This is a genomic window from Paenibacillus sp. 1SOY10, from assembly GCF_056836745.1.
The window spans coordinates 12103-37053 of record NZ_JBXENK010000017.1; the positions used below are offsets into that span (position 1 = coordinate 12103).

21 protein-coding genes are annotated in these 24951 nt (G+C 50.9%); all 21 read right to left on the reverse strand.

All coding sequences use genetic code 11. The features are described 5' to 3' along the window. The gene (gene nadC / locus AC1VOR_RS22460) at window positions 1–867 is read right to left on the reverse strand and encodes a carboxylating nicotinate-nucleotide diphosphorylase (RefSeq protein WP_482621193.1); all 867 of its coding nucleotides are present in this window, start codon (window positions 865–867) and stop codon (window positions 1–3) included. Beyond that, the gene (gene nadB / locus AC1VOR_RS22465) at window positions 857–2473 is read right to left on the reverse strand and encodes an L-aspartate oxidase (protein ID WP_482621196.1); all 1617 of its coding nucleotides are present in this window, start codon (window positions 2471–2473) and stop codon (window positions 857–859) included. Before nadB ends, nadC begins: the two co-directional genes overlap by 11 nt. Before the next feature lie 36 nt (window positions 2474–2509). Then, the gene (nadA, locus tag AC1VOR_RS22470) at window positions 2510–3448 is read right to left on the reverse strand and encodes a quinolinate synthase NadA (RefSeq protein WP_482621198.1); all 939 of its coding nucleotides are present in this window, start codon (window positions 3446–3448) and stop codon (window positions 2510–2512) included. Between the two features lie 462 nt (window positions 3449–3910). Beyond that, window positions 3911–5992 carry an ATP-dependent zinc metalloprotease FtsH gene (gene ftsH / locus AC1VOR_RS22475; protein WP_482621200.1) on the reverse strand — a complete coding sequence of 694 codons (2082 nt, stop codon included), beginning with the start codon at window positions 5990–5992 and terminating at the stop codon, window positions 3911–3913. Between the two features lie 100 nt (window positions 5993–6092). Beyond that, on the reverse strand, window positions 6093–6632 hold the full coding sequence (gene hpt, locus AC1VOR_RS22480; RefSeq protein ID WP_059048728.1) for a hypoxanthine phosphoribosyltransferase: 540 nt from the start codon (window positions 6630–6632) through the stop codon (window positions 6093–6095). Between the two features lie 75 nt (window positions 6633–6707). Beyond that, window positions 6708–8141: a tRNA lysidine(34) synthetase TilS gene (gene tilS / locus AC1VOR_RS22485; protein WP_482621201.1), complete on the reverse strand. Its 1434-nt coding sequence runs from the start codon at window positions 8139–8141 to the stop codon at window positions 6708–6710. Window positions 8142–8162: 21 nt separating this feature from the next. Further along, window positions 8163–9119: a protein kinase domain-containing protein gene (locus AC1VOR_RS22490; RefSeq protein WP_482621247.1), complete on the reverse strand. Its 957-nt coding sequence runs from the start codon at window positions 9117–9119 to the stop codon at window positions 8163–8165. Continuing rightward, window positions 9091–9834 carry a hypothetical protein gene (locus AC1VOR_RS22495; RefSeq protein ID WP_482621203.1) on the reverse strand — a complete coding sequence of 248 codons (744 nt, stop codon included), beginning with the start codon at window positions 9832–9834 and terminating at the stop codon, window positions 9091–9093. Before AC1VOR_RS22495 ends, AC1VOR_RS22490 begins: the two co-directional genes overlap by 29 nt. 154 nt (window positions 9835–9988) lie before the next feature. Continuing rightward, window positions 9989–12490, reverse strand: a complete 2502-nt coding sequence (gene spoIIE / locus AC1VOR_RS22500) for a stage II sporulation protein E (RefSeq protein ID WP_482621204.1) — start codon at window positions 12488–12490, stop codon at window positions 9989–9991. 399 nt (window positions 12491–12889) lie between these two features. Then, on the reverse strand, window positions 12890–13369 hold the full coding sequence (locus tag AC1VOR_RS22505; RefSeq protein ID WP_059048738.1) for a S1 domain-containing RNA-binding protein: 480 nt from the start codon (window positions 13367–13369) through the stop codon (window positions 12890–12892). Between the two features lie 116 nt (window positions 13370–13485). Then, window positions 13486–13848 (reverse strand): FtsB family cell division protein, encoded by a 363-nt coding sequence (locus AC1VOR_RS22510; protein ID WP_482621205.1) that lies wholly within the window; start codon window positions 13846–13848, stop codon window positions 13486–13488. A 19-nt stretch (window positions 13849–13867) separates the two neighbouring features. Next, the gene (gene yabQ, locus AC1VOR_RS22515; RefSeq protein ID WP_482621207.1) at window positions 13868–14455 is read right to left on the reverse strand and encodes a spore cortex biosynthesis protein YabQ; all 588 of its coding nucleotides are present in this window, start codon (window positions 14453–14455) and stop codon (window positions 13868–13870) included. Beyond that, window positions 14452–14733: a sporulation protein YabP gene (gene yabP / locus AC1VOR_RS22520; RefSeq protein WP_059048741.1), complete on the reverse strand. Its 282-nt coding sequence runs from the start codon at window positions 14731–14733 to the stop codon at window positions 14452–14454. Before yabP ends, yabQ begins: the two co-directional genes overlap by 4 nt. Window positions 14734–14871: 138 nt before the next feature. Beyond that, entirely contained in the window at window positions 14872–15153 is a 282-nt protein-coding gene (locus tag AC1VOR_RS22525; protein WP_018753533.1) for an RNA-binding S4 domain-containing protein, read from the reverse strand. Then, window positions 15153–15425, reverse strand: a complete 273-nt coding sequence (locus AC1VOR_RS22530; RefSeq protein ID WP_018753532.1) for an HU family DNA-binding protein — start codon at window positions 15423–15425, stop codon at window positions 15153–15155. Before AC1VOR_RS22530 ends, AC1VOR_RS22525 begins: the two co-directional genes overlap by 1 nt. Window positions 15426–15608: 183 nt before the next feature. After that, window positions 15609–17108, reverse strand: coding sequence for a bifunctional methyltransferase/pyrophosphohydrolase YabN (yabN, locus tag AC1VOR_RS22535; RefSeq protein ID WP_482621210.1), 1500 nt, complete (start codon window positions 17106–17108; stop codon window positions 15609–15611). Between the two features lie 118 nt (window positions 17109–17226). Next, window positions 17227–18924, reverse strand: coding sequence for a putative polysaccharide biosynthesis protein (locus AC1VOR_RS22540; RefSeq protein WP_482621211.1), 1698 nt, complete (start codon window positions 18922–18924; stop codon window positions 17227–17229). Between the two features lie 160 nt (window positions 18925–19084). Beyond that, the gene (gene spoVT, locus AC1VOR_RS22545; protein WP_059048743.1) at window positions 19085–19627 is read right to left on the reverse strand and encodes a stage V sporulation protein T; all 543 of its coding nucleotides are present in this window, start codon (window positions 19625–19627) and stop codon (window positions 19085–19087) included. A gap of 314 nt (window positions 19628–19941) precedes the next feature. Then, a complete protein-coding gene (locus tag AC1VOR_RS22550; RefSeq protein WP_482621213.1) occupies window positions 19942–21039 on the reverse strand; it encodes a peptidylprolyl isomerase in 1098 nt (365 codons plus the stop codon). Beyond that, the gene (gene mfd / locus AC1VOR_RS22555; RefSeq protein WP_482621214.1) at window positions 21026–24550 is read right to left on the reverse strand and encodes a transcription-repair coupling factor; all 3525 of its coding nucleotides are present in this window, start codon (window positions 24548–24550) and stop codon (window positions 21026–21028) included. Before mfd ends, AC1VOR_RS22550 begins: the two co-directional genes overlap by 14 nt. Before the next feature lie 159 nt (window positions 24551–24709). After that, window positions 24710–24940, reverse strand: a complete 231-nt coding sequence (gene fin / locus AC1VOR_RS22560; protein ID WP_482621216.1) for an anti-sigma-F factor Fin — start codon at window positions 24938–24940, stop codon at window positions 24710–24712. Between the last annotated feature and the right edge of the window lie 11 nt (window positions 24941–24951).

Consider the following 24951-nt stretch of genomic DNA (forward strand, 5'->3'; position numbering starts at 1 on the left):
TTAACCCTCCTTCTTGGCGTTCAAGTCCAGACTGATATCCAGACTTTCGAACGAATACGTTAGCCGTCCGACGGAAATGACATCCACGCCACTCTCGGCAATGCCCCGAATCGTCTCCAAAGATACGTTGCCGGAGGCTTCAACGATCACATGCGGTGCCGCTTGCTTGATTTGCTGAACCGCTTCCTTCATAAGCGCAGGTGCCATATTATCCAGCATAATAATGTCGGCCCCGGCCTGCAAGGCTTCATTCACCTGCTCCAGGTTCTCCGTCTCCACTTCGATCGTCATCGTATGTGGTATGGCAGCGCGGGCGCGGCTGACAGCCTGGGTAATGCCGCCAGCTCCTTTAATATGATTATCCTTGATCATGACCGCATCATAGAGCCCAAAACGGTGATTCGCCCCACCTCCGGTACGTACCGCATATTTCTCCAGCATCCGGTGTCCCGGAGTTGTCTTGCGCGTATCCACCAGCCGGGTTGGCAATCCACCCAACGCTTCTACAAAAGTACGGGTACGTGTAGCAATGCCCGACATCCGTTGCAGCAAGTTGAGGGCCAGCCGTTCTCCCGTCAAAATTCGATGCGTACTGCCCTCCACTTCGGCAATCACAGTACCTTTCTCCACCCGCTGGCCGTCCTGCACAAGCGGCGTGAAGCGAAGGCTTGGGTCCACAATTTCAAACACCATCCGGGCCACTGGCATCCCAGCAATCACCCCACCTTGCTTGGCATGAATGATTGCCTTCGATTCATGGCCTTGCGGAATCGTGACGGCCGTTGTAACGTCGCCTGAACCTACATCCTCCTGTAGCCAGCCCCGAATATAGCGGGTTATCTCTTCATTATATCCGTTAAACATCATCGCTAACTTCCTCCATCATTCCTTTTTCCCGTTGCCATAGAAGATGCTTGTGCCACTTCTCATCGCTACGCCCCGGGAAGTCCTCGCGATAATGGCCACCACGGCTCTCTTCTCGTACCAACGCCGACTGGGTTAATAGCAGCGCACATGTCAGCATGTTTGCATACTCCCAGTGCTCCCGTGTGTAAAGAGCTTGGCTGAAAATCGGGATCTGCCGTTCCAGTTCATGGATAGCCTTGGCAAGTTCTTCTCCCTTACGGCGCAATCCGACGCGGCGGACCATGACCTTTTGCAATTCAAGCCGCTTGGCAGTCAAGGAAGTGGGCGCTGTCTCCGCTCGCCCTCCCTGATAGGAGATCATTTCCCCTGTTTGAGTGAGCGGCGGTAGCTCACGAATTCGTTCAATGATGCGTCTGCCAAACACTATCGCCTCGGATAATGAGTTACTTGCCAGGCGGTTGGCGCCGTGAACGCCAGTAGACGAGACTTCTCCGCAGGCAAACAAGCGCTCCACACTTGTCTCCCCGTAATGGCCTGTCCGAACCCCACCCATCATATAATGCGCGGCTGGGGCAACTGGAATCCAATCATTGGTCATATCCAATCCATAGCTCATACAAGTTTCGTAAATGGTCGGGAAGCGGCGTCTTACCAAATCAGGATCTTCATGGGTAATATCCAGATAGGCCATGCTCGCACCCGTAGCCTCCATCTCGCTTACGATGGCCCTAGCCACAATGTCCCGTGGAGCAAGCTCCATCAGCTCATGGTATTTACTCATAAATCGCTCACCTTTAATATTGCGCAGCACTGCACCTTCGCCACGTACAGCCTCGGAGATCAAGAATCTCGGTGCGCCCGGATAGCAAAGGGCCGTTGGATGAAATTGAATAAATTCCATGTCGCGTACTACCGCACCTGCACGATAAGCTATCGCCACTCCATCCCCGGTCGCCACCTCCGGATTAGTTGTATACCGGTACAACTGTCCGGCGCCCCCGGAACATAGAACGGTCGCCTTGGCACGCAGGAACAGTTGCCCTCCGTCAGGTCGTTCTACCAATGCACCCAGGCATTCGTTATCCTCCGTGATTAAATCGATCACGTAATGATTATCCCACACCTCAATATGAGGATGCGAGGCAACCTGAGCAGATAAGGCTCGTACGATTTCATAGCCTGTTGCGTCGCCATTGGCATGCAGTATCCGGCGGTGGCTGTGCGCTCCCTCCCGCGTCAGCGCCAGTTCCCCATTCTCCAGATCAAATAAGGTGCCCATCGCCATTAATTCTCTGACACCCTCAGGCCCTTCATTTGCCAGAATATCAACCGCAGCAGAGGAACAAAGGCCCGCCCCCGCCAGCAGAGTATCTTGACGATGATAAGCGGGCGAGTCATCTTCAGAAATAACAGCAGCAATACCGCCTTGGGCATACCGGGTATTGCTATCCAGCAGCGATTTTTTGGTGATCATAATGACACGTTGATGTTCACTGGCCTTAATGGCCGTGAACAGGCCGGCAATACCTGAACCAATGACAATAACATCCGTATCAACTGTGGGCAGCTTACCAAGCTCAAAATCAGTTAAATATTGTGGAATCACGATCGTCACCTATCTTAGACAAGAGAGTAGCGCATGCTATTGAACTTGCAGCATGCGCTCTAAGGATAATCTGGCTTTATCGGCAACGACCGGCGGTACGTAAATCTGCGGTTGCATTGTCTCCAGACATTTGACCAGCTTCTTCAAATTGTTGACTTTCATATTAGGACACACCAAGAATTTAGTGGCAAAATGAAATTCTTTATCTGGGCTATCCAAACGGAGCTGATATCCGGTTCCATCCTCGGTGCCCACAATAAACTGCTTGGCAGACGAATTTTTACAATAGTTCAAAATGGCCGTGGTACTCCCTACGAAATCACCCATCTCCACCACTTCGGGGCGGCACTCTGGATGTACTACGAACTCGGCGTTTGGATATTTGGCCTTCATTTCAACCACATCTTTAACCGTTAGCATATCATGCGTGTTGCAGTAACCTTCCCAAATAATCAGCTTCTTGTCTGTATGCTGCTGTACATAGTGGCCCAGGTTCTTGTCCGGTACCCAGATAATTTCATCTGCGTCCACGGAATTTATCACTTGAACGGCGTTGGATGACGTACAGCAGATATCGGTCTCCGCCTTAACATCGGCCGAAGAGTTAATATAAGTCACGACCTTGGCATTGGGATGCTGGGCTTTCAGCTTGCGCAAGCCATCCACGTTGACCATATCCGCCATGGGACAACCCGCTCGTTCATCCGGGATGAGCACGGTCTTGCCCGGTGCCAGAATCTTGGCACTTTCTCCCATAAAATGCACACCACAGAAAACAATGGTCTCCGCATCTGTAGAAGCGGCCTTCTGAGCGAGTAAAAAAGAGTCGCCACGAAAGTCAGCTACCTCTTGAATTTCATCGCGCTGATAATAGTGCGCCAATATAATTGCATTACGTTCCTTCTTAAGCTGAACCAGCCTTTCACGCAGTTCACGGTTCATTTCCGCTTTCCGCTCTAGTGCTAAAGCCTCCACCTGAATTCCTCCCCCATAAGGTGCTTGACTTGTAGCAACGGTACGTCCGCTGCTTCCCGTCCCTCTTGCATCGGCTGGCTTCTATTCTCTATACGCCACTCTTCCGCATCATTTCACAAGAACGTATCAAATTTCACACGGTGTTTAAGAACTAATTTACACAAGGTCCAAGGCACTGTCAATGTACCAGAGAAGAGCGGATACAGCCGCTTTCCTTGATTTTTGGCAGGAAATCCGGCATTACCACGCAGATACGGGGATTGAGCATTTATCTAAAATTTTTAGGGTTCAACACCGAAACCAGTGCTTAACATATGTAAAATGAGGCCCTATCCCTACGGACCTCCGCTCTATTGATGTCTTTTGTCAAACACTGATTTAAATTGAGCCTAAAAAAACGCAAGATATTGGAATTTTCACCCTAATATCTTGCGCTTCTTAATGTTATATGGTTATAACCATTTATACCGTAGGCGTATTGCCCCCGTTATTTGAGCCTTTGTCGTCATCGCCCTCAGGCTTCGGTCCCTCAGAAGCTCCGCCGGCTGCACCTTCTGGTGCATCGTTTGGAATATCTCCCGCTGGAGCAGAAGGTGTCGCATCATCAGGTTTACCCTGAATACGAACGCGCACATCTCCCAGACTATCAACAGTTGGTTCACCCGATTCCGAAGAGTCGCTATCCCCATGCGGTACACTTTCGAAGCCTTCCAGTGAGCCGTTCTCAATCAGATACTTGATCTGATCCAGTTCCAACGTCTCCACTTCAAGCAACGTCTCCGCAATGAGATGAACTTCCCGAGCATGCTCGGTCAGCAGCGTTCTGCAGCGTTCGTACGATTCATTAATAAAGCGCTGCATCTCTTGATCAATATCATAGGCGATTTGATCGCTATAGTTCTGCTCATGCCCGATATCACGGCCCAAGAATACCTGGCCTTGGGATGTGCCGAACTGCATCGGTCCAAGCTTCTCACTCATCCCGTATTCAACGATCATGCTACGCACAATGCTGGTTGCTTGCTGGAAGTCGCTATATGCACCGGTACCAATTTCACCGATGTAGATTTCCTCGGATACGCGTCCGCCAAGCAGGCCGGTCACTCTATCCAGCAATTCGTTCTTCGTAGCAAGCATACGATCTTCCTTCGGCAGCATAATAACATACCCGCCAGCGCGTCCCCGCGGAATAATCGTAACCTTGTGTACCATATCGGCATGCTCCAGATAGTAACCAACAATAGTATGACCTGCTTCATGATAAGCGACAATACGTTTCTCGCGGTCACTGATCACCCGGCTACGCTTCTCTGTACCCACGATTACTCGGTCAATTGCTTCATCGACTTCCCGCATGGAGATATCTTTACGGTTCCGCCGCGCTGCAAGCAACGCCGCCTCATTCAACAGATTCTCCAGATCGGCACCGGTAAAACCGGTGGTCCGCTTCGCAATGACGTCCAGACGTACATCCTTGGTCAACGGCTTGTTGCGTGCATGAACCTTCAACACCGCTTCGCGTCCCTTGACATCCGGACGGTCTACTGTAATTTGACGGTCAAAACGTCCCGGACGCAGCAAGGCAGGGTCCAAAATATCTGCACGGTTTGTAGCGGCTATCATGATAATGCCTTCATTGCCACCGAAACCATCCATCTCTACAAGCAATTGGTTCAGCGTTTGTTCACGTTCATCGTGACCGCCGCCAAGACCAGCACCACGCTGACGACCAACCGCATCAATTTCATCGATGAAGATAATACATGGTGCATTCTTCTTCGCATTCTCGAACAAGTCACGAACACGCGATGCCCCGACCCCAACGAACATTTCGACGAAGTCAGAACCGGAAATACTGAAGAACGGAACCCCGGCTTCACCGGCTACGGCGCGAGCCAAGAGGGTTTTACCTGTCCCCGGAGGACCTACGAGCAGAACGCCTTTTGGAATTCTGGCGCCTACTGCGGAGAACTTCCGTGGATCTTTCAGAAACTCAACAACTTCCACCAATTCCTGCTTCTCTTCGTCAGCCCCGGCTACATCTTCAAAAGTTACCTTCTTCTTCTCTTCATTGTACAGACGTGCCCGGCTCTTGCCAAAGTTCATCACTTTGCCGCCGCCACCTTGCGCCTGGTTGAACAGGAAGAAGAACAAGATGAACATAATTGCAAGCGGTATGATCGATGTCAGGAAGGTCAACCAAATGCTTTCGCCCCGCATCTTTTCCCACGTGACCTGAAAATTGTTTTGTTCACTCAGGTCAGTGATTTCCTTCAACACATTCTCGTCAAAAGGAACATGTAGCGAGAACTTTTTCGTTTTCTCGTCCCCAACCTCTTGTTTATATTCACCGGTTACCAGATAGGCATAACCGTCGAATTTACCGGTTAGTTCACTCACATTGTCATCCTTCAACTGCTGACGCAGCTCCGTATAACTAGGGGTGACGGCCGCTTCTTGTCCGCCGTTGAGGAATTGGACGATGCCCACCACGACTAAGAAAAGTATCAAATAAAAACCAGAATTCCGGATGAACCGATTCATCCCCTACCTCCTCTCAAGACCTTAAGTTATTTTAACATAGCCACTCTCGCGATTTCAAAAATCCGGCGAGGGGGTTATTTGCCCTCACAGAGCACTGAGATTAATGGGTGTAAATTTCAGGTTTCAACACGCCAATAAAAGGAAGGTTGCGGTATTTCTCAGCATAGTCGAGACCGTATCCGACCACAAAAGCATCTGGCAGTACAAACCCCGACAGATCCGCTTCCAGCTTCACAGTGCGGCGAGCAGGCTTGTCGAACAGCGTTACGATTTTGACGGACTTCACCTTGCGCCGCTCCAGAACATCAACCAGATAGCTCAGCGTTAGCCCACTGTCGATGATATCCTCCACAATCAGCACATCGCGCCCTTCTACCGAGCTGTCCAGATCCTTAATGATCTTCACTTCTCCCGAGGAACGGGTCGAAGCGCCATAGCTGGAAACAGCCATGAAATCAAGCTCGATGGGTACGGTAATCTCTTTAACCAAATCAGCCATAAAAATAAAAGCGCCCTTCAGAATACAGATGACCAGCGGGTTCCGGCCCGCATATTCCGCGCTCAGTTGTTTGCCAAGCAACGCAACCTTCTCCTGTATCTGTTCCTTTGTGATCAGCACTTCTTGAATATCGTTTTGCAAAATAAGTAAACCCCCTACGTTATACTATGAATGCCGGTCTTTCGCTAATCCTGAACTGACTATGACTAGCTCTTACTACCCGAAAACCATGTGCACGACGGAAGTCGTGCCCCGATTGACCGCGGCAATCGCGGAACGCCGAACGCCAGGTATCCATAATATCCGGCCCGCAGCATCTGTCACGACGGGAATGCGGGAGCGAAGGGAAGGAGGTATTTTCGCATCGATGAAAATATCTTTTACCTTTTTGCTGCCGTTTAATCCCATGACTTTCATGACATCTCCCGGAAGGCGGGAACGTACTGTAAGCGGATAGACCAGCTCATCCGCATCAAATTTCGCCTCGTCATTACCATCTGCCGCCACTCTTGCCTCATCCCTGTCAACCATAAGCTGCGTTATACGCAAGCTTTGGTCCATGCCAGCAATCGGCACTTCTGCCGGAAGTTGCTCCACCAAATATGTATAGTGAGGAATCTGACTCTCCACAGCAGCGGAGACAAAACGGATTGTGCCATACTCACGTAAGCACTTTATGCCGCCGCCTAGATCAAGACTCCACGTCGAGGGTCGATGTTGAATCGTCCCTTGACGGATGGCTTCGATCTTGACAAAATCGCTTTCATCCGTCCTTAAAGGCAGATAATTTAATATTAGTTTAATCAACCGCCGTTGTAAAGCAACATGTAACTCGTTAAAAACAGGGATCTCAAACGTAGGGTACCCATTTTCTTGTCGAACGATTTCCTTATAAAGCCGGAGCGACTCCTGCTGTAAATAATCATCTTCGGCAGAAGCCAGTTCTGCCAGCCGGTTCAGCGATTCCGGCAACTGACCATTATATTGCCCCAAAAATGGGAGCACATCCAACCGAATTGCATTCCGTGTAAAGTCTGTTTGTTGATTGCTGCTATCCTCCACAAAGGAAATGCCACATTCATGACACGCCCGGAGCAAATCCGTCTTGTATATACGAAGCAGGGGCCGGATTAGTTCCACATTTTTTTCCTGCCTTTTAAACCTCATTCCAGCTAGTCCAGATAGCCCGCTACCACGCAACAAACGCATCATCACAGTTTCGGCCTGATCATCCGCATGATGGGCGAGAGCGACGGAAGTCGCCTTATATTTCCGGGCCACCTCCCGCAAGAAAGCATATCGCACCTCCCGCGCCGCAAGCTCCAAGCTCTTCCCTGATTCCTTCATATAAGCATATACATCGACATGCCCCAACTCAAAGGGAACATCCAGCTCACCCGCCAAGGCTTGAACAAACGCAGCATCCCGGTCCGCCTCTGTAGCGCGCAAGCCATGATGCAGATGCGCACAGACTAATTCAAGCCCAAGCTTCGGGTCCGCAGCCAATTCTTTCATTATATATAGCAACAGCGTCGAATCCACTCCACCGGACACAGCAACCACAATACGGTCTCCGGGATTCCACAGCCGCTCCTGTCTGGCCGTTCGACGAACGATCTCTACCAGACGATGCATCATTTGTTCCTTCATCCCGAGATTTCCTCCGTTCGTTCAGAAGCGCAAGGTCAAATATATGGCGCAAGCAAGCAGACCTAAGGAGACAACAAAAGCGCCCACCATCCAGTTCGGCGTAGCCCCCCGCTTGCGCCGCGGCCTAGTGGCGAACCGGTCCGCCACCTGCTCCCTCCATAAACGGCAAGCCTCCGCGGTATCGCGGAACTCCCCGCGCAGCGCCAGTTCCAGCCAAGCCTTATAGGGCCGAAGCGCCTCGTGATTATCAACAATCGTAAGCAGGTCCTGCCTGCTGCGCATCTGCGGCAGCTGCGTCGCCGCCTTCTTCAGCGGCTGCTCGGCGAGCATATGCAAGCAAACCACGGCAAACGAGAACAAGTCATAGGACGGATCTGCCGTCCGATTCCCTGCGTCCCAGAAACCACGGTCATACCATTCCGTGAATTGCTTGACGCTTCTCCCTATACTGGTGGCGCCGCCGTAATCGATCAGTTCCACTTCGCCATAGGGACCCACGAGCATATTCTCCGGCTTGAGGTCCCCGAACACCCAGCCCGATTCATGCAGACGCTTCAACTGCTGCAGCAATTGCAGTCCGGCCGCATCCAGCCAACGTGGTCCACGCCGGGCCAGGAACACTCGCAGCGGTTCACCCTGTACGTAGCGCATAACATAAAACGGAACCTCCCTGCCCTGGTAAGTATAATCGTCTACCTCCACCAGATAAGCGAGATCCCGTTCCGTCGGTCCGCGCCGCCGCCTTTGACGTTGCAGCGCCTTCAGCACATTGATCTCCGATTGGATATCCAGCGTATCAAAGCCTAGCTTCAGCGCATATAATTTGTTGTTCTTTTCCCGTTTTACCAGATATACAACGCCGTTTGCACCTTGTCCCAGCAAACGCTGGATGATGTACTTCCCGCCATGCCAGCGGCCGCGAATTCGCGTCCCCTGCGGCAGGCTGATTTTAAACGACGTAGCCACCGAGGATTCCATCTTGTCCATCCGTCTCCTCACGCCAAGACTTTCCATGTCCATTCAGTGTACCATATTGGATAAATTCCATCACCTTCAAGATGGCCGGGCCTGTAGGAGTAGCGCCCCTCATGGCAATGCGCTGGAATATAGAGCGTGCCGCTCCCAGATCATCTGTCCAGTCTACATCGAGCACCGCATCCTCACCGCTGTGGGAGCCCGGGAAATGAAATACGGCCAACTTGCTCTCTCCCGCTCTAGAGCTGAGACTCAGCATCATATCGCGAATGGCTTCCTCTACCGCCCGTAGCTTGGGCTTCATGCTGGCACTGGCATCAATCAGGAGTGCCACCTGCAACGGGCTACTCTCACTCAATTCATCGATGACCTCGACAACCTGCGACCGGGTCTCCGGAGGCAAATCACCCACCGATTGGTCACCCAGAATATGCCTGATCTCCTTATTAACCGCATGTTGTATTGTCTGTACCACCGTTTTGCGTGTAAGCATCTGCATCGTTTGAGCCAAGTTCTCCGTACCGGCAATTCGGCTCATGCCACCCCCCGCTTTGGCGATTTCACTGATCTCCAAGCTGCCCAGTTCCCCAATGGTACCGTAATCGACAATGCCAATCACGTTGACTGTAATCCCTTCCTGCCTAGCCAACGCCGCTGCCATAACCGGACTATCGCCCACGTTGGAACAACCATCCGTAATCAACATAATTTGTTTCATTCTACTTCCCGCCCTTCTCTGAATAAAAAATACCTACTCTCGTATCTAGCATTTCCAGAGTAGGTAGATTTCAAACGAGTCAGGTATCGTATATGTCAAATACGATCACAGGAGGCAAAAAAAGCTTGAGGTTTTTTCCACCCCAAGCTCTTGACTAACTGACCGTGCGCGGTCGCTCCAAACGGCTGATGCCCGGAATATGCAGCGTAGACCACTGTGGCCTGAAATGATCTACGGTCGCCACCACAACCGTCATATCATCATGAACTACATTCTTCTGATAGCGAATGACCGACTCAAGCAGACGATCGGCAATCTCCTGCGGTTCCTCGGCCCCGATCTCCTGAATCAGCCGTTTGATCCACAGCTCCTTGTTCACGGCCGGCCCCGGTGCATCATAGATGCCATCGGTCATCATAATCAGCGTATCACCCGGATACAACTGTACTGATACCAAATCCACCTCGATATCCTGAATAATCCCAATTGGCAGATTGCTTGCAGATATAGGAATGACCTCCTGGCCCCGCTTGATAAAACTCGGCGATGAGCCAATCTTCATAAATGTCGTCCGTGCGGTGTATTGGTCAATCAGCGCCATGTCCACCGTAGCGTAAAATTCATCTGGCGAGCGCAGCAGCAGCACAGAATTGACCGATTTGATTGCCAGCGTCTCCTCCATACCCGATTGTAGCAATTGCTCCAATATATTCAGCGCCGTGCTGCTCTCCAGTCTGGCCCGCTCGCCATTGCCCATCCCGTCACTTATCGCTACCGCAAAAGTACCGTTGCCCAGCTCCTTGGCACTAAAGCTGTCCCCGGAGAGAATGTCGCCCCCCTTGGCGGTGCCTGCTACGCCGGTCATAATCTCGAAGGTCTTGGCCGAGCCAAAAGTCACGGTGGCCAGTCCGTCCTTGCCCTTATGAAGCGTCTCGTTCATAACGGCAATATGCTCGCCCAGAATATCGGACAACAGCGGACCAATAATTTTCCGGCATTCATCATATCCGCGGGTATAGGCATGTACGATTTCAATTTCTACATTGCCATGATCCAGGTTGATAATATCAATACCATGTATGGATAGGCCCATCTGCTCCAGCGCCTCGCGAATCTGCGCCTCCTGACGGTACATGGCTTGTCCTTCGCGTTGAATCTCACGGGCCAGATCCTCCATCACTTGCGAGACGCCGGATAGCTGCTCGGCAACAAGTTGACGGCTATCGTATATTTGCCGTTTCCAGTGCATATCATGTTGGTAAAGGTTGTACTCATGCTTCATAATCTCCAGCACCTGGTCTGGTTTGACGCACAACTTGGTCCACCTTGCAGGAACCTCTGCAGCCGTGATATCCGGCTTTTCTTCGATTGCCGTCATCATGTCCGTCATCAGCTTGTAGGTTTGGTAGAACTTCCCGTCCCAGCAAGTATTCCGTCGGTAGCAGGTAGCGCAGGCCCCTTCTGTTACCGCATTCATAAAATGGTCCATCTCCTCGCCCCGCTTGGCGATTTCCCCTGAGCTGGACACTTGCCCGAAGCTCCGCGCCAACTGCTTGAACACTTGGGAGAATTGGGCCACACGTTCTGCCGTGATATCTCGTACCCGCTTGGCATACTCATGTTGCGTCTTGGCATGCTCCTGCGTACCGGGAACATACCCGGCAATGATTTGAATGGTTCTCTTTGGCGTTAGCAAGAAGAACAGCACGGCGGCACAGCTCTCCCAAGTGGAGGACATCACGTCAGTGGGACCAGCAATGTAGATGGACAGAATGGACGAACCGAGTAGCATCCCAAACCCAACCGCCCATTTGCGTCCTTCCTTCAGCATCCCGGCCAGCAGCCCTGAGAAGGCCAGCAGGCTCATCTGATACAATGCTCCCGTATCGGCCAAACTCAGGATAAGTCCGGTGATCACTCCGACCGAAGCCCCCAAAGGTGCTCCCCCCACAAAAGCAAACAATAGAATCAAATATCGCGACAGCACATGCTCTGCGGACAATCCGCTAATCTCCCAGCCTACCGTTCCGGTCATAACCGAGGCCAGCAGAATAACCAGGCATAAGATTTCTTCGCCGCGTAATTGATAGTGCTTCTTCCTATGCGTAAATACCGGGATTGCTTGAATGAACACCAGCGTCAGCACAAAGCTTAACAGCGCATCCATAACGGTCATCGTCAAGGCATACCACGTCAATGAAGGGCCAATGACGGCACTGAACAATCCAACGAAGAAGGTACTGGTGAATACCATAACCGGAGCATAAGAGATATCCGCCCGTTCAAACGACTCAAGCCCGCGGTGAATTAGATAAAAGATGAGTAGCTCAACGGAAATTTGCAGCATATGAGTAGGACCCCCGGGCGCGAACGCTGCTCCAGCCAGCATGGCCACTCCTGTGATCCAAGCGATATCCCGCCGCATAAATAGCATAACCGCGAAGAAAGCGACGGCAAAGGGAGCGAGCTCGTCCAAAATTGTGGCTTTCCCTAACAGGAAACTCATCATGATTAGCAACCCGTTCCATTTGTTAGCAGCCAGCATATGCTCAGCCCTCTGTACGGCAGGTAGTTCCGCAACGGCTTTTCGCCACGCGCCTTGGTCCCACATTTTTCTCATCCCCATAAACAGGGTGATATTCCACTTGTTCAACATCCCGGCACCACCTTTTCCTGAGTTAGTAAGGTATGTCCCATTATAGGAGCCCGCAAGTGGAAAGTTTGTCAGATACCGGAACCTGTACCAAAGAAATTTCCGACAAATTGAGAGCGAAGGGCGACAACAGCGCGAATGCACGCGCCCCTAAAGGTTGAATGAGCTGAGGGGTGCTTATGTTCGTATAAAAACAGGCCATGTCTGTAGGGAAACCTCGTTTCTCTGCGCGCAGTCCTCGTAAAAACCCGTAACAACCTGTCGGCAAAAGTGGAGAGGCGACAAAAGCTGCTTCGTTTATAAATAAAAAAATAAAGCGACTCTTCAAAAAAAGTCGCCAAGCATACAAAAAACCGCAGGCTAATCACGCTGCCTGCGGTGGGTCTAATATTGGATTAGGGATTACATTCGTTTGGCTCCGCGTCCTCCACGCTTCCCTTCCGTATTCTTCTTTAACGAAGAAATACGCTCCTCACTGTCCTTGAGGAACCTGGAAACCTTATCCTCAAAGGTAGCTTTGCCAGCCGGAGGCTTGAAAGAACGTCCTCCACGATCCCGGTTAAATCCGCCGCCTGGACGGTCTCCGTCTCTTCCGCTAGGCCGATCTGTTCTCGGTGCACGAGGCGGTCTGGCAGCCTCTACCGGTTTGTCAACAGCCTGCTTGATGGAAAGTCCGATCTTGCCGTCCTTATCGACATTGATTACCTTCACGGTAACTGTGTCGCCGATCTTCAGATGATCGTTGACGTCCTTGACATAGTTGTCGGCGATCTCCGAGATGTGAACGAGACCCGTGACACCTCCTGACAGATCCACAAATGCTCCGAAGTGTGTAATGCCTGTCACTTTTCCTTCTAACTTGGTGCCCACTTCAATTGCCATAAAATAAAATGATCCTCCCTTAAAAATATACAGCCAGGCCTCGAAATCATGACTGCGGTGATTTGATTATACCGAATGACTGAAACAAGGTCAACAGACGTCTACCCCGCACGGGGTCAGTCATTTTCGGCTTCAGACTCGGATACCCGAACCGGAATTTCGCCGGGCTTGTACAGACCGTATTTCTTCATGGCAATTTGTCCAATATATTCGGGGTCATTCAGACGGTTAATTTCATATTTGAGTTGGTTCAAACTCTGCTCATTGGCATCCCTGGAAGCCTGCCGCTGTGCAAGTTGTTCAGATTTGGCGTTGATCTCCCCGGATTGGGAGACATAGGTGTAGCCGGCCCAGCCGAGAAATAGCACCATTAACGTCATCCAGAGCCGTAGACGCCGCCTGGCTGACACCGATCCATTCTTGGTAGAAGACTTGGAGTTGTTTGAAATTTTCGAATTTGTCGGCACAGCACGCCGCATCAGGGCACCCCCAAACATGTTATTCTTTATTAAACCAACGTAACAAACGCAAACAACGATCCCGCCACATGGCCGCCCAATGCTGAACCTTGGTCCACCCTTCCGGAATTCTCAGCTTCCTCCAAATAGGCCTAAACGCCCAGCGGATTAATTTCCACACCGGCAACAATGTTATCCGAAGCAGGAATAATAACCCAATCCATAGGAAACCAAGCATAAGCCGGATCAAATTGACCAGCCATTTCAGCGGAGCGATCAATAAAATCTCAATCGTTCGTACAATCATGCGATAAATTTTGTTAGATATCCTCATTAACATTAACACAAAACGCTCTGTTATAACACTTAGGAACAAAAAATAAATCCAAATGCCTATAAACAATCCCAAGAAAACATAAAATCGCAATTCTCCCTGGTTGCTATGATACAACACCCGAAATACGAACAAAGCTGCCGCTACCCAATACAATAAATCGAGGACATGAATGCTCCACCGGGGAAAATGAAGTTGTCCAGATACAACCCGGTAGCTGTCGAAGGCTACCCCCAAGATGCCTCCCGATGCGAGCATCCAGAGCAAAGTCATCCATTGTGTCTCCAGATTCATCGGAACAGCTTGCCGAGCAAGCCTTTCCCGGATGACTGGGAACCCGGCTCCAGATAGGACAGCGTATGGACCAAACCTTCAATGCTGACCAATCCTTGCTCCAAATTGAGATTTTTGATATGTAAATTCTGCCCTCGAATCGTCAAATGCCCAAGCTCGGTCTGAAGCAGGAACTCCTCACTGTCAAAGCTCTCCACATTGAGTACCCCGGAAATCTCCAGCAGCTTGCGATTCATCAAGTGCAGCTCCTGATGCTTCCCCTTGTTAAGCTCGACCATAGCATGTACCCCTCCTTCTTATCCCTAGCTTATGGGGGTGGGAGAGGGTTTAGAACTCCAGAAGAACACTATGCTCGCGTGGTTAAAAAATAGAAAGCCCCGCACATGATGTGCGGGGCTTTCTATTAGCTTCTCGCCTTACATCCAGTCAAGACCGGATTCCTTGGCGATTGGCTCTTCCTTGACCAAGGTATACATGGTGGCAGCTTCGTCCTTACGAGTAGTCTCAACCAAGCGTTCGACACGAACGGTCACCAGCTTTTGGCCGAATTGAACCGTGATTTCATCGCCAATCTTGACGTTACTGCTCGGTTTGGACTCGCGTCCGTTGATCAGGACTCTGCCTTGCTCGGAGACATCCTTGGCCACCGTACGCCGCTTAATCAACCGCGACACCTTCAGGAATTTATCAAGACGCATTATTTTACAGCTTCTTTAAGCTTGTTGCCCGCTTTGAATGCCGGAACATTGGAAGCCGGGATCTCAATAGTTTTGCCGGTTTGCGGGTTGCGGCCCGTACGACCGGAGCGTTTACGAGTTTCGAACGTACCGAAGCCGATCAATTGTACTTTGTCTCCGCCAGCGAGCGCTTCGGTAATTTCACCGAGGAAGCCGTTCAATACGGATTCAACGTCTTTTTTAGTCAAACCGCTTTTGCTGGAAATGTTGTTGATCAGATCTGTTTTGTTCATTAATAATGCCTCCCAATAATAAAAGAAATAGGTGATACCTTGGTACTACAGGCATAAATGCCTGATCTAGGCCCGTCGATATCTTTGTATGAGTATTCTTGCTTGAGATGAAAAATCCTGCACCATTTGGAACTTTTTTTTGTTTTTTTCGCAAAAAAACCGATATTTAGGCCTTTTATCCCATTATTCCCGTTCTTTCGACTTAGCTTCATCCCACAGCTTATCCATCTCCGCTAAAATGCTGTCGCTCATGGATTTTCCCTGTTCGCTCAATCGCTGCTCCACATAGTGAAACCGCCGGGTGAATTTGCGGATTGTTTGCGTAAGCGCCTGCTCCGGATCGGCCTTGATATGACGAGCGGCATTGACGACGGAGAATAATACATCGCCAAGCTCCAGCTCCTGTAATTCCGGCTCCAACCCTTCGGCTACCGCTGCTCTTAATTCAGCAACTTCCTCCTCCAGCTTGGCCCAGACACCATCCATTTCATCCCAGTCAAATCCGACCTTCGCTGCCTTCTTCTGCAACTTGTAGGCCTTCATGAGCGCTGGTAGATCGCGAGGTACTCCGTTCAGCGCAGATGGCTGCTCGTCGATGACGCCCTTGCGCTTCTTCTCCTCTGCCTTCATCGCTTCCCAGTTGTTCAATGCTGCCTCGGCATCCTCGGCACTTAATTGCCCGAATACATGCGGGTGCCGATAAATCAGCTTCTCGTTCAACTCCTGAATGACGTCATATACCGTAAAGACGCCTTCTTCCTCTTCCATCTGCGAATGGAGCATCACCTGGAGCAGCAAGTCCCCCAATTCTTCCCGCATATGATCGGGATCATCATCGTCAATGGTCTCCAGCACCTCGTAGGTTTCCTCAATGAGATTTTTGCGGATGGATGCATGGGTTTGCTCCCGGTCCCAAGGACAGCCGCCTGGACTCCGGAGGATTGATACGATCTCATGAAGCCGCTGAAAGCTGCGCATACGCAGCGCGTCGTCGTTACTGGCAGGGACATATACCAAGGATAAATTGCCGTAGCCCTGGATTCGGTCCAGTTCATACAACGGAATTCGTTCAATCTGCTCCTGCCCGTCTACGCCCAGCGCGTGTCCGACCACAATGGGATAATCATCCGGCAACAGCTCCATCAGTCCAAGCTTCACCTCAGAGGCGGTAAGCGCGTCGTACACCTGGCCAATCAACGTATGCTGACGCGGGTCAATCGCCCACCCACTGCCAAGTGCCGATGCATCCAGCAATTGAAAACCTTCAATAGGGTCAAATCCCAGCCGGAGAAACGCTTCGTCCAAGAAGCTCTCTCCCCCAATAATAGAAAGGGTGATGCCTCTCTCTTCGCAGCGCTCCCTCAACAGCTTCACCGTAGCCTCTGCCACCATGGGATGCCCGGGAACCGCATAAACAATCTCGGAGCCTGGAGAGCCAGCCTCAGCATAGCTCAGCAAACGGGTAGCAATCTCCTCATATACTTCGGAGAATTGATCCTTGGCTTCATATACCTCATCAAACGAAGTAAACTGGACCCCCGTCTCCTCCAGCCAGGAGACGACCGGATGATCCTTCGTTCTTATGTAACGCTCGCTGGCGCCCTGCAATCGCTTCAGGCTACCTAACGTGAGCCGGTCGGGATCACCGGAACCGAGACCAATGACCGTAATGGTTGCGCTCATGCTCTTCTCTTCACTCCCTGTCCGTTCATCATGTTTTTAACTATACCATTGCCGGAGCCGAATATAAAATCGGCGCAGGTCATGGACTCCGCAGGAGCAGGCGCTTAGGCTAGCCGCATCAGGATGGCGGCAGCAAGCGCAGCTTCCGAAGCAGCGCCAGCAGCTTCGGCCCCACCCGCGGCAGGGCGCCCAGCTCTGCCGCCGTGAGCAGCCGTGTGCGTAGTACGGCTGCGACAAACACGGCTGCGCCCAGCAGCACGCCGAGCAGGCTCTCAGCCGCAGCCAGGCTGCGGCCTGGAGGCAGCTCGGCGGCGGCGAGGCGCAGCAGCCCAAGGGCGGCGGCCATCGCCAGGGCGGCCGCCAGCGGGCGTAGCAGCGCGTCCCGCAGGCGCGGACGCTGCCCGGTGTAGCGTAGCAGCAGCGCAAGGTTCAGCGCAGCCGCTACGCCATAGGCGGCGATACCCGCGATCGCCGCCCCGGTAATGCCAAGCTGCGGCACCAGCAGCGCGTTCAGCGCGGTCTTCAGGATCGCCGCAGCAAGCAAGTGCCAAGCCGGGGCTCGTACATGCCCGAGCCCCTGCAGCAAAGCGCTCGTCACGGCGACCATAGCGCCCGGTGCCGCCGTCCAGGCAATCCAGGCCAACGTGCCAGTGCCTGTGGCATCCTCGTATAGCATCACATTGATCGGCTCCGCCAGCATGGATAAGCCCAGCGAAGCCGCAAGGCCGATCAGCCAGAACCAGCGCAGGGCTAATTGCACCTGCTTACGTATGGCCGAGTCGTTCCTTTTGATTTGCAATTCGGCCATAGCCGGAATAAATAACACCGACAAGGAACTGGCCAACATCGTTACTAGCTGCACCAGCGGAATTCCCCGATTATAGACCCCTACCTGAGCCATGATCTGCAATTCCCCGCCATGCCCAGGTAAGAGACGTGGCAAGGTAAATGTATCTACCAGACTCATCAGTGGTACAGCAAGCGCTGCAAGGCTGATAGGCAAGGCATACTTCCATAACGCCCCTAAGAGGGCCATTCTGGTCACAGAAGATGCGTCAAGAGACTTTTCTGCCCCATCTTTAATCTTCGCAACTGGCTCCGACACAGGGCGATCACCTGGAGCTACGGAGAGCTTTCCACCGAATTTGGACAACGCTGAACGTCTCCCATAGTTTTGCCAATAGATCAGCATCACCATCAGGCCTACCGCTGCTCCCGCAGCCGAGCCTACCAAAGCCCCTCCAGCGAGCACATGCTCCGGCATATGTAATCCACTGAGATAAAGCAATAACAGGATCATAACCGCCACGCGGGCAGCTTGCTCTGTTACTTGTGACAGAGCGGTAGGCACCATGTTCTGCAAGCCCTGAAAATAACCTCGCAGAGCCGCCGTCAGCGGGGCAAATAACAGCGCTGGAGCAGCGCCCTGCAAAGCCGGGATCAGCAAGCTGCTGCCAATGAGCCGAGATAGGAATGGCGCTCCAAAATAAAGCAGCGCAGCACAAACAGCTCCCAGCAAGGACATGCCAACAGCGGCCGTCCTCAACACTTCTCTCTGTTCGCTCTCCCGACCGCTAGCTTGCCGCTCTGCCACAAATTTGGCAACCGCCGCCTGGAATCCCGCGGTCGTTAACGTCAGAAATAGCAGATAAAAAGGATACACCGTATTATAAATGCCAAAAACACCGTCTCCCCCAATATTTTGCAGCGGAATCTTCTGTAACATCCCGAGCAATTTGGTCAGCAGAGCCGCCGCGCTAAGCACGGCTGCCCCCTTTAACAGCTTGGAGGACAGGTTGTCCTTCGTCGTCATCATAAGTTACCTACTTTGCCAATTAAGATTAGCTTGTTTTACTCGCAGGTTTCATTATAAGACGAAACGCAAAAAACTTACACCTCCGTCCCATGGCAAACCAGCCGCCTTAGTACCCGGATGTGTAAGTTTATAGATGCGCCCTGCGTGGATAGCAATCGTCCTACTGCTCCATTTGTTTAGCCAGAAAACCAGCTGCAGTTTCAGCCATTTTAGACTCCAGATCAGACATCTTCACGGAGTCATCTTTGTTGAGCAATATCACTGTGCCAATAGGATCGCCACCAGCGATAATTGGAGCAATGACAAAGGAGGAGATATTTTCAGGTCTATCCTTGGTAATCTCATAAGACCCCGAATCGGTGTCCACAATGATTTTCCGACTTTCCATACTACTCTCCAGAAGCATGCTGACTTGCTTGTCCAGATATTCTTTCTTGGAAGCCCCTGCTACCGCAATGATGGCATCACGGTCGGAGATCAGCGTAATATGTCCTGTACTCTCATACAAAGATTCTGCATACTCCTTAGCAAAATCGCCCAATTCACCAATCGGTGAATATTTCTTCAGAATCACTTCTCCATCCCGATCCACGAAAATTTCTAACGGATCTCCTTCACGAATACGTAAGGTCCGGCGAATTTCCTTAGGGATAACGACACGGCCCAAATCATCAATACGGCGTACAATACCAGTAGCTTTCATTTTACTTGTTGCCCCACTTTCTTAAGAAGTTTTGAACTACGGTTTTATAGACGGTCTCTATGCAAATCGGATGAACGCAGCTTTATGCGTCTTACACTTTTGCCAAAGTGCTGACCGAGGTTCGCGAATAGGGAGAGATGCCTCTGTGATTCTGACCATAGTATTCATCCTCGGGGAACACCTTATTCATCATAATGCACCATGATTTTTTATTATTGACTATGCATAAGGATTTGCCTTTAGGGCAAAAGAAAACAGCGCAAACACATGTTTGCGCTGTTTCAACTTTCTTGCTTATGATCGTATGTCTGAGTTTACTTCCCTGTGTTCGTGCTGTTGCCTTCGCCTTCAGCACCGTTATTAGCTTCACCCGTATCAGTGCCTGCATTCCCAGAACCTTCGGTTCCGGCATTGGTGCCTGCATCTGTACCTTCATCGGTCTTTACTGGAGGTAGCTCAATCTTTTTAATGATAGTCTTCTCCAGGTCACCCGCCATGAACTCGTCCAATTTATTAGCGGCCAAGTTCGTTTTAATCATTTCCTTCTCTTCATCGGTCAAAGCCTCGAAAGTCTTCTCCGTACGTGCTTCAACGCGAATCACATGATAACCAAATTGAGATTCCACAGGCTCGCCGATTTCGTTCAAGGGTTGTGTTAAAGCAGCCTCTTTAAACTCGGGTACCCACTGGTCTACGGATACATTTTCATACAGTCCGCCATTTTCTTTGGACCCTGGATCTTCGGAGTATTCCTTCGCCAGTGCAGCGAAATCATCACCTTTATCCAATTTAGCCTTAACGTCTTGAGCTAACTTAAGTGTATCTTCTGGAGTCCGCTCTTTGCCTTCAGGATCGGTAAAGTTAATCAGTATATGACGCACTGATGCTGTAGTGTAGCTATTTTTCGTAGCATCAAATTCTTTCTTCACATCATCTTCAGTAATTTTCTGCTGCTCACCTTCCATGACGGTGAAGATGCGAGTCATGTAGGCCGCGAACTGAGCTTCGGTCAGTTGCTGAGAATCGAGCATTGTCTTAAAGGTTTCATCACCATAAGCAGCCTTCATTTCCTTAAGCTGATCTTCGGCTTTTTTCTTGCCTGCATCCTTTGTCTTCTTATCAGCCTTGCCTTCCAAGTATTCATAAGCAATTTCCTGCTTGATCAGGAATTCCCGGAAATCCTCCATTTGGATCAATTGCTCCATTTGTGGTTGAAGAGCCAGGACCATGCGTTGCTCGAGGTCAAACTCATTCTCGGTAATCTCGCCGCCCTCATAGGTAGCAATTACCTTGCTGCTATCCTTGCCTTCTCCAGCTTCTTTTTTCCCGCATCCCGCCATCACGGTGAAGGCTAGTACCGCCACGAGGGCAATCATTAGCGTTTTCCAAGAACGCTTTTTACTTTGAAACATTTTGTAGTTCCCCTTTCGCTTTGAACGCATCTTTTAGAGCATCCAGAAATTGTTCCAATAAACTCATCAACTCTTGATCGTTCATCCCTTTGACTTTCATGCGGATGAGCATCACGGACCCTTGACTAAATTGTACACGTCTTCCGAACAGATTTCCAATTTCCGCAAGTTTATTCGGAATGACCACTTTCTCGCGTCCCTCGTGGAACTTCAGGACAACCTCATCAGCACGGAGCGCGATGGATTCAATACCGAACTGCTTGCCGTACAGCTTGACCCGAGCCACAGACAGGAGGTTGCGTACCGCTTCAGGAAGGTCTCCGAACCGATCCAGCATCTCGTCCTCAAGCTCTGCCACATCCTCGAAGGATGTAACAGAAGCTGTCTTCTTATAAATCTCAATCTTCTGAATACTATCATAAATGTAATCAGACGGTAAATACGCATCGATACCAAGGTCAATCGAAGTGTTCCAACTTGTATCAGTTACATCGGTCTCGCCCAGCATGGTTACCTTGCGCTTCTGAATTTCCTCAGCGAGCATTTGTGAATACAAATCAAAGCCGACTGACGCAATAAATCCATGCTGCTCAGCACCTAGTAGATTACCCGCCCCCCGAATGGAGAGGTCACGCATCGCTATTTTGAAGCCTGAACCCAGTTCGGTAAACTCTTTAATCGATTGTAGCCGCTTCTCGGCTACCTCCGTCAGCGATTTGTCCCGTTGATATGTGAAATAGGCATACGCAATCCGGTTGGACCGCCCTACCCGTCCACGTAATTGGTACAACTGGGACAAGCCCATTTTATCAGCATCATGAACAATCAATGTGTTCACATTCGGAATGTCGACCCCGGTCTCAATGATACTTGTACTGACCAGCACGTCGTATTCCCCGTCCAGGAAGTCAAGGATGGTCTTCTCTAGCTCCTGCTCCGACATCTGACCATGTCCAATCCCTACACGGGCCTCAGGTACAAGCATCGATATTTGCGCAGCCATCTCCTGAATGCCTTGTACACGGTTATACAAGTAATAAATCTGGCCGCCCCTTGCCATCTCGCGTTCAATCGACTCTCGCACCAGCGCCTGGCTATGCTCCACCACATAGGTCTGCACAGGGAAACGGTTCTCCGGCGGTGTCTCGATAACGGACAGGTCACGCACACCTAGCATCGACATATGCAGCGTCCGCGGAATAGGCGTTGCCGTCAATGTCAACACATCGACATTGGTCTTCAGCTTCTTGAGCTTCTCCTTATGAGTTACGCCAAAGCGCTGCTCTTCGTCAACAATTAGCAAGCCGAGATCCTTAAATACCAAGTCCTGCGAGAGAATCCGGTGGGTTCCGATCACAATATCCACTGTACCCTGACGTACCCCTTTAATGGTCTCATTCTGCTCCTTGCGGCTACGGAAGCGGCTTAACGTTTGGATATTGATGGGATAACCTGCAAAGCGTTCACGGAACGTCTCATAATGTTGCTGAGCCAGAATCGTCGTAGGTACCAGTACCGCCACCTGCTTGCCCTCGATGGCTGACTTGAAGGCAGCCCGAATGGCCACCTCGGTCTTACCATAACCGACGTCGCCGCAGAGCAGCCGGTCCATAGGACGGCTCTTCTCCATATCCTTCTTAATCTCTTCAATGGCCCGAAGCTGATCAGGGGTCTCATCGTAAGGGAACATTCCTTCAAATTCATGCTGCTCCGGCGAATCTTTCTCGAAGCCATAACCCGGTGCCGCCTGACGTTCAGCGTACAATTTAATCAGGTCATCAGCAATATCCTGTACCGAGGAACGAACTTTGTTCTTCACCCGTGTCCATTCATTACCGCCCAGCTTGTAAACCTTCGGTTCCTTCTCTTCCGAGCCCACATATTTCTGAATCATGTCGATCTGTTCAATCGGGACGGAGAGCTTATCGCCACCAGCATATAAAATATGCATATAGTCTTTATGAATGCCCGCGACTTCCAGCGTACCGATGCCTAAATATTTCCCGATACCGTGGTTTTGATGGACGACGTAATCGCCCACTTTAAGCTCCGTGTAGCTCTTGATCCGCTCGGCATTGTCCATGCTCTTGGCGACGCGTCGCGCCTTGCGCTGCTTCTGGGAGAACATTTCTCCCTCAGTGATGACGACCAGATGTACGGATGGCAACTCAAAGCCTGATTGCAGGTTACCCTTAAGTAGCGTGGGCTCCTCGATTCCATAGTCCTGGAGCACCCGCCGCATACGCTCCATGCGTTCTTCGCCGCTTGCCAGCATCATGACGTTAGCGCCGCTCTTCTTCCAACGCTCCATCTCGGCCTTAAGCACATTCATCTGACCGTGAAAATCCTGCATCCCCCGGCTGACAAAATTAATAATGTTCTGTGGCTGGGAGTGTGGCACTTGCCGTAAGAATAAGGACAGGAACAAGGTTTGGAATGGTCGATGGTACAGGGCACTATCTCCATCCACACCCAGTGGCAACTCAGGCAAGCTCTTCCCGTTCTGGAACAAATGCAAATTCCACTCGGCTTCGTCACGTTCAAGTTGCTTGGCCGTCTCCAGTAGACGAGCCGGCTCATCCAGAATGAGCAGGGTATCCTCGGGCATATAGTCATACAAGAGACTTCTCTCCGGATAGATCTGTGAGATGTATTTGTACATCTCCGGGAAATGAACATGCTCTCGCAGCATCTCCATTTCCTTGAACAGTTCCTCACGCAGTCGGTTCTTCGCCTGACGGTCAGTCATTTTATCTAATTGAATTTCCAGCTTCTCCGCCACCGCTTGGGCTGCCCGCTCCAACCGTTCTGTCGAAGCGATCAATTCCTTGCACGGAGGGATGAAGACCTCCTTCACCTGGTCTACCGACCGTTGGTCTGCCGGATCAAAGGTGCGGATGGAATCCACCTCATCATCAAACAGCTCAATCCGATAGGCCATGGAGGAGGTCAACGGGTAAATATCAATAATACCGCCCCGCAAACTCATTTCCCCACGGGACTCGACGCGTTCAACGCGTTCATAGCCAAGTTCAACCATACTCTTTAGAAAAGCTTCCAACTCCACCGTTCCGCCCAAGGTGATGTGTATGCCAGCCTCAGCCATTGCTTTCGGGGTTGGAATATACCGCCGGATACCGGAATAAGGCACCACTACAATACCCCGATAACCTCGGGAGCATTGTAGAAGTACCTCAATTCGCTGCGCCAACGTTTCCGGACTGGATACAGCCGACTCCGCAGCCACCAACTCATTGGCCGGATACAGCAACACCCCGTCCGGTGTTAGCGCTTCCTGTAAATCTTCAAATATTTTCTGGGCAGCAAACATATTGTGGGTCACGACAAGAAGGGGACGATTTGTTTCCTGCTGCAAAGCGGCCAGCATGACCTGTCTTGATGATCCTGACAAGCCGGAAATCAACTGCTCCTTCATGCCTGAATGAACACCCGCGACTGTAGTAGCAAAGTCGTCATCCTGGGAAAAAGCTTGAATAAGTGCTTGTAGCAAAATGAGGCACCTCTCTTACTGCTTATTAAATCTATATCATTTCCATACTCGAACCAAAAAGGAGCCTCAGCAAACGTGCCAAGGCTCTATAACCGTAATTTCCCCCTGAAATCCGGTAGATTGCTGCGGAACAGAAATGCGCTACTTCATCCGCTGTAATCATTGCAGCGGGTTTGTTAGCAGCAGCAACTCCGGGTTATGGTCAATGGCTTCCCTGCAATAATCGCAGGTCACACGGACCGTCATTTCACCATTCGAATCATACGCTATTATATCTCTCCGCTCATCGGGGGTCAAGGAATGAAAGCCTAATTGGGCTTCTGTGACCCCGGTTGCCTCTATTCTGCCTATCAGAGTACGACAATGCCGGCAAACGTAATTTATAGCCATCTTATGCCTCC

Excerpts from the sequence above, each read along its gene's own strand:
- nadC (WP_482621193.1), bottom strand. The coding sequence starts at position 867 with ATGATGTTTAACGGATATAATGAAGAGATAACCCGCTATATTCGGGGC.
- ftsH (WP_482621200.1), bottom strand. The coding sequence starts at position 5,992 with ATGAATCGGTTCATCCGGAATTCTGGTTTTTATTTGATACTTTTCTTA.
- tilS (WP_482621201.1), bottom strand. The coding sequence starts at position 8,141 with ATGAAGGAACAAATGATGCATCGTCTGGTAGAGATCGTTCGTCGAACG.
- AC1VOR_RS22490 (WP_482621247.1), bottom strand. The coding sequence starts at position 9,119 with ATGGAATCCTCGGTGGCTACGTCGTTTAAAATCAGCCTGCCGCAGGGG.
- AC1VOR_RS22495 (WP_482621203.1), bottom strand. The coding sequence starts at position 9,834 with ATGAAACAAATTATGTTGATTACGGATGGTTGTTCCAACGTGGGCGAT.
- spoIIE (WP_482621204.1), bottom strand. The coding sequence starts at position 12,490 with ATGTTGAACAAGTGGAATATCACCCTGTTTATGGGGATGAGAAAAATG.
- AC1VOR_RS22505 (WP_059048738.1), bottom strand. The coding sequence starts at position 13,369 with ATGGCAATTGAAGTGGGCACCAAGTTAGAAGGAAAAGTGACAGGCATT.
- AC1VOR_RS22510 (WP_482621205.1), bottom strand. The coding sequence starts at position 13,848 with ATGCGGCGTGCTGTGCCGACAAATTCGAAAATTTCAAACAACTCCAAG.
- yabQ (WP_482621207.1), bottom strand. The coding sequence starts at position 14,455 with ATGAATCTGGAGACACAATGGATGACTTTGCTCTGGATGCTCGCATCG.
- yabP (WP_059048741.1), bottom strand. The coding sequence starts at position 14,733 with ATGGTCGAGCTTAACAAGGGGAAGCATCAGGAGCTGCACTTGATGAAT.
- AC1VOR_RS22525 (WP_018753533.1), bottom strand. The coding sequence starts at position 15,153 with ATGCGTCTTGATAAATTCCTGAAGGTGTCGCGGTTGATTAAGCGGCGT.
- AC1VOR_RS22530 (WP_018753532.1), bottom strand. The coding sequence starts at position 15,425 with ATGAACAAAACAGATCTGATCAACAACATTTCCAGCAAAAGCGGTTTG.
- yabN (WP_482621210.1), bottom strand. The coding sequence starts at position 17,108 with ATGAGCGCAACCATTACGGTCATTGGTCTCGGTTCCGGTGATCCCGAC.
- AC1VOR_RS22540 (WP_482621211.1), bottom strand. The coding sequence starts at position 18,924 with ATGATGACGACGAAGGACAACCTGTCCTCCAAGCTGTTAAAGGGGGCA.
- spoVT (WP_059048743.1), bottom strand. The coding sequence starts at position 19,627 with ATGAAAGCTACTGGTATTGTACGCCGTATTGATGATTTGGGCCGTGTC.
- AC1VOR_RS22550 (WP_482621213.1), bottom strand. The coding sequence starts at position 21,039 with ATGTTTCAAAGTAAAAAGCGTTCTTGGAAAACGCTAATGATTGCCCTC.
- fin (WP_482621216.1), bottom strand. The coding sequence starts at position 24,940 with ATGGCTATAAATTACGTTTGCCGGCATTGTCGTACTCTGATAGGCAGA.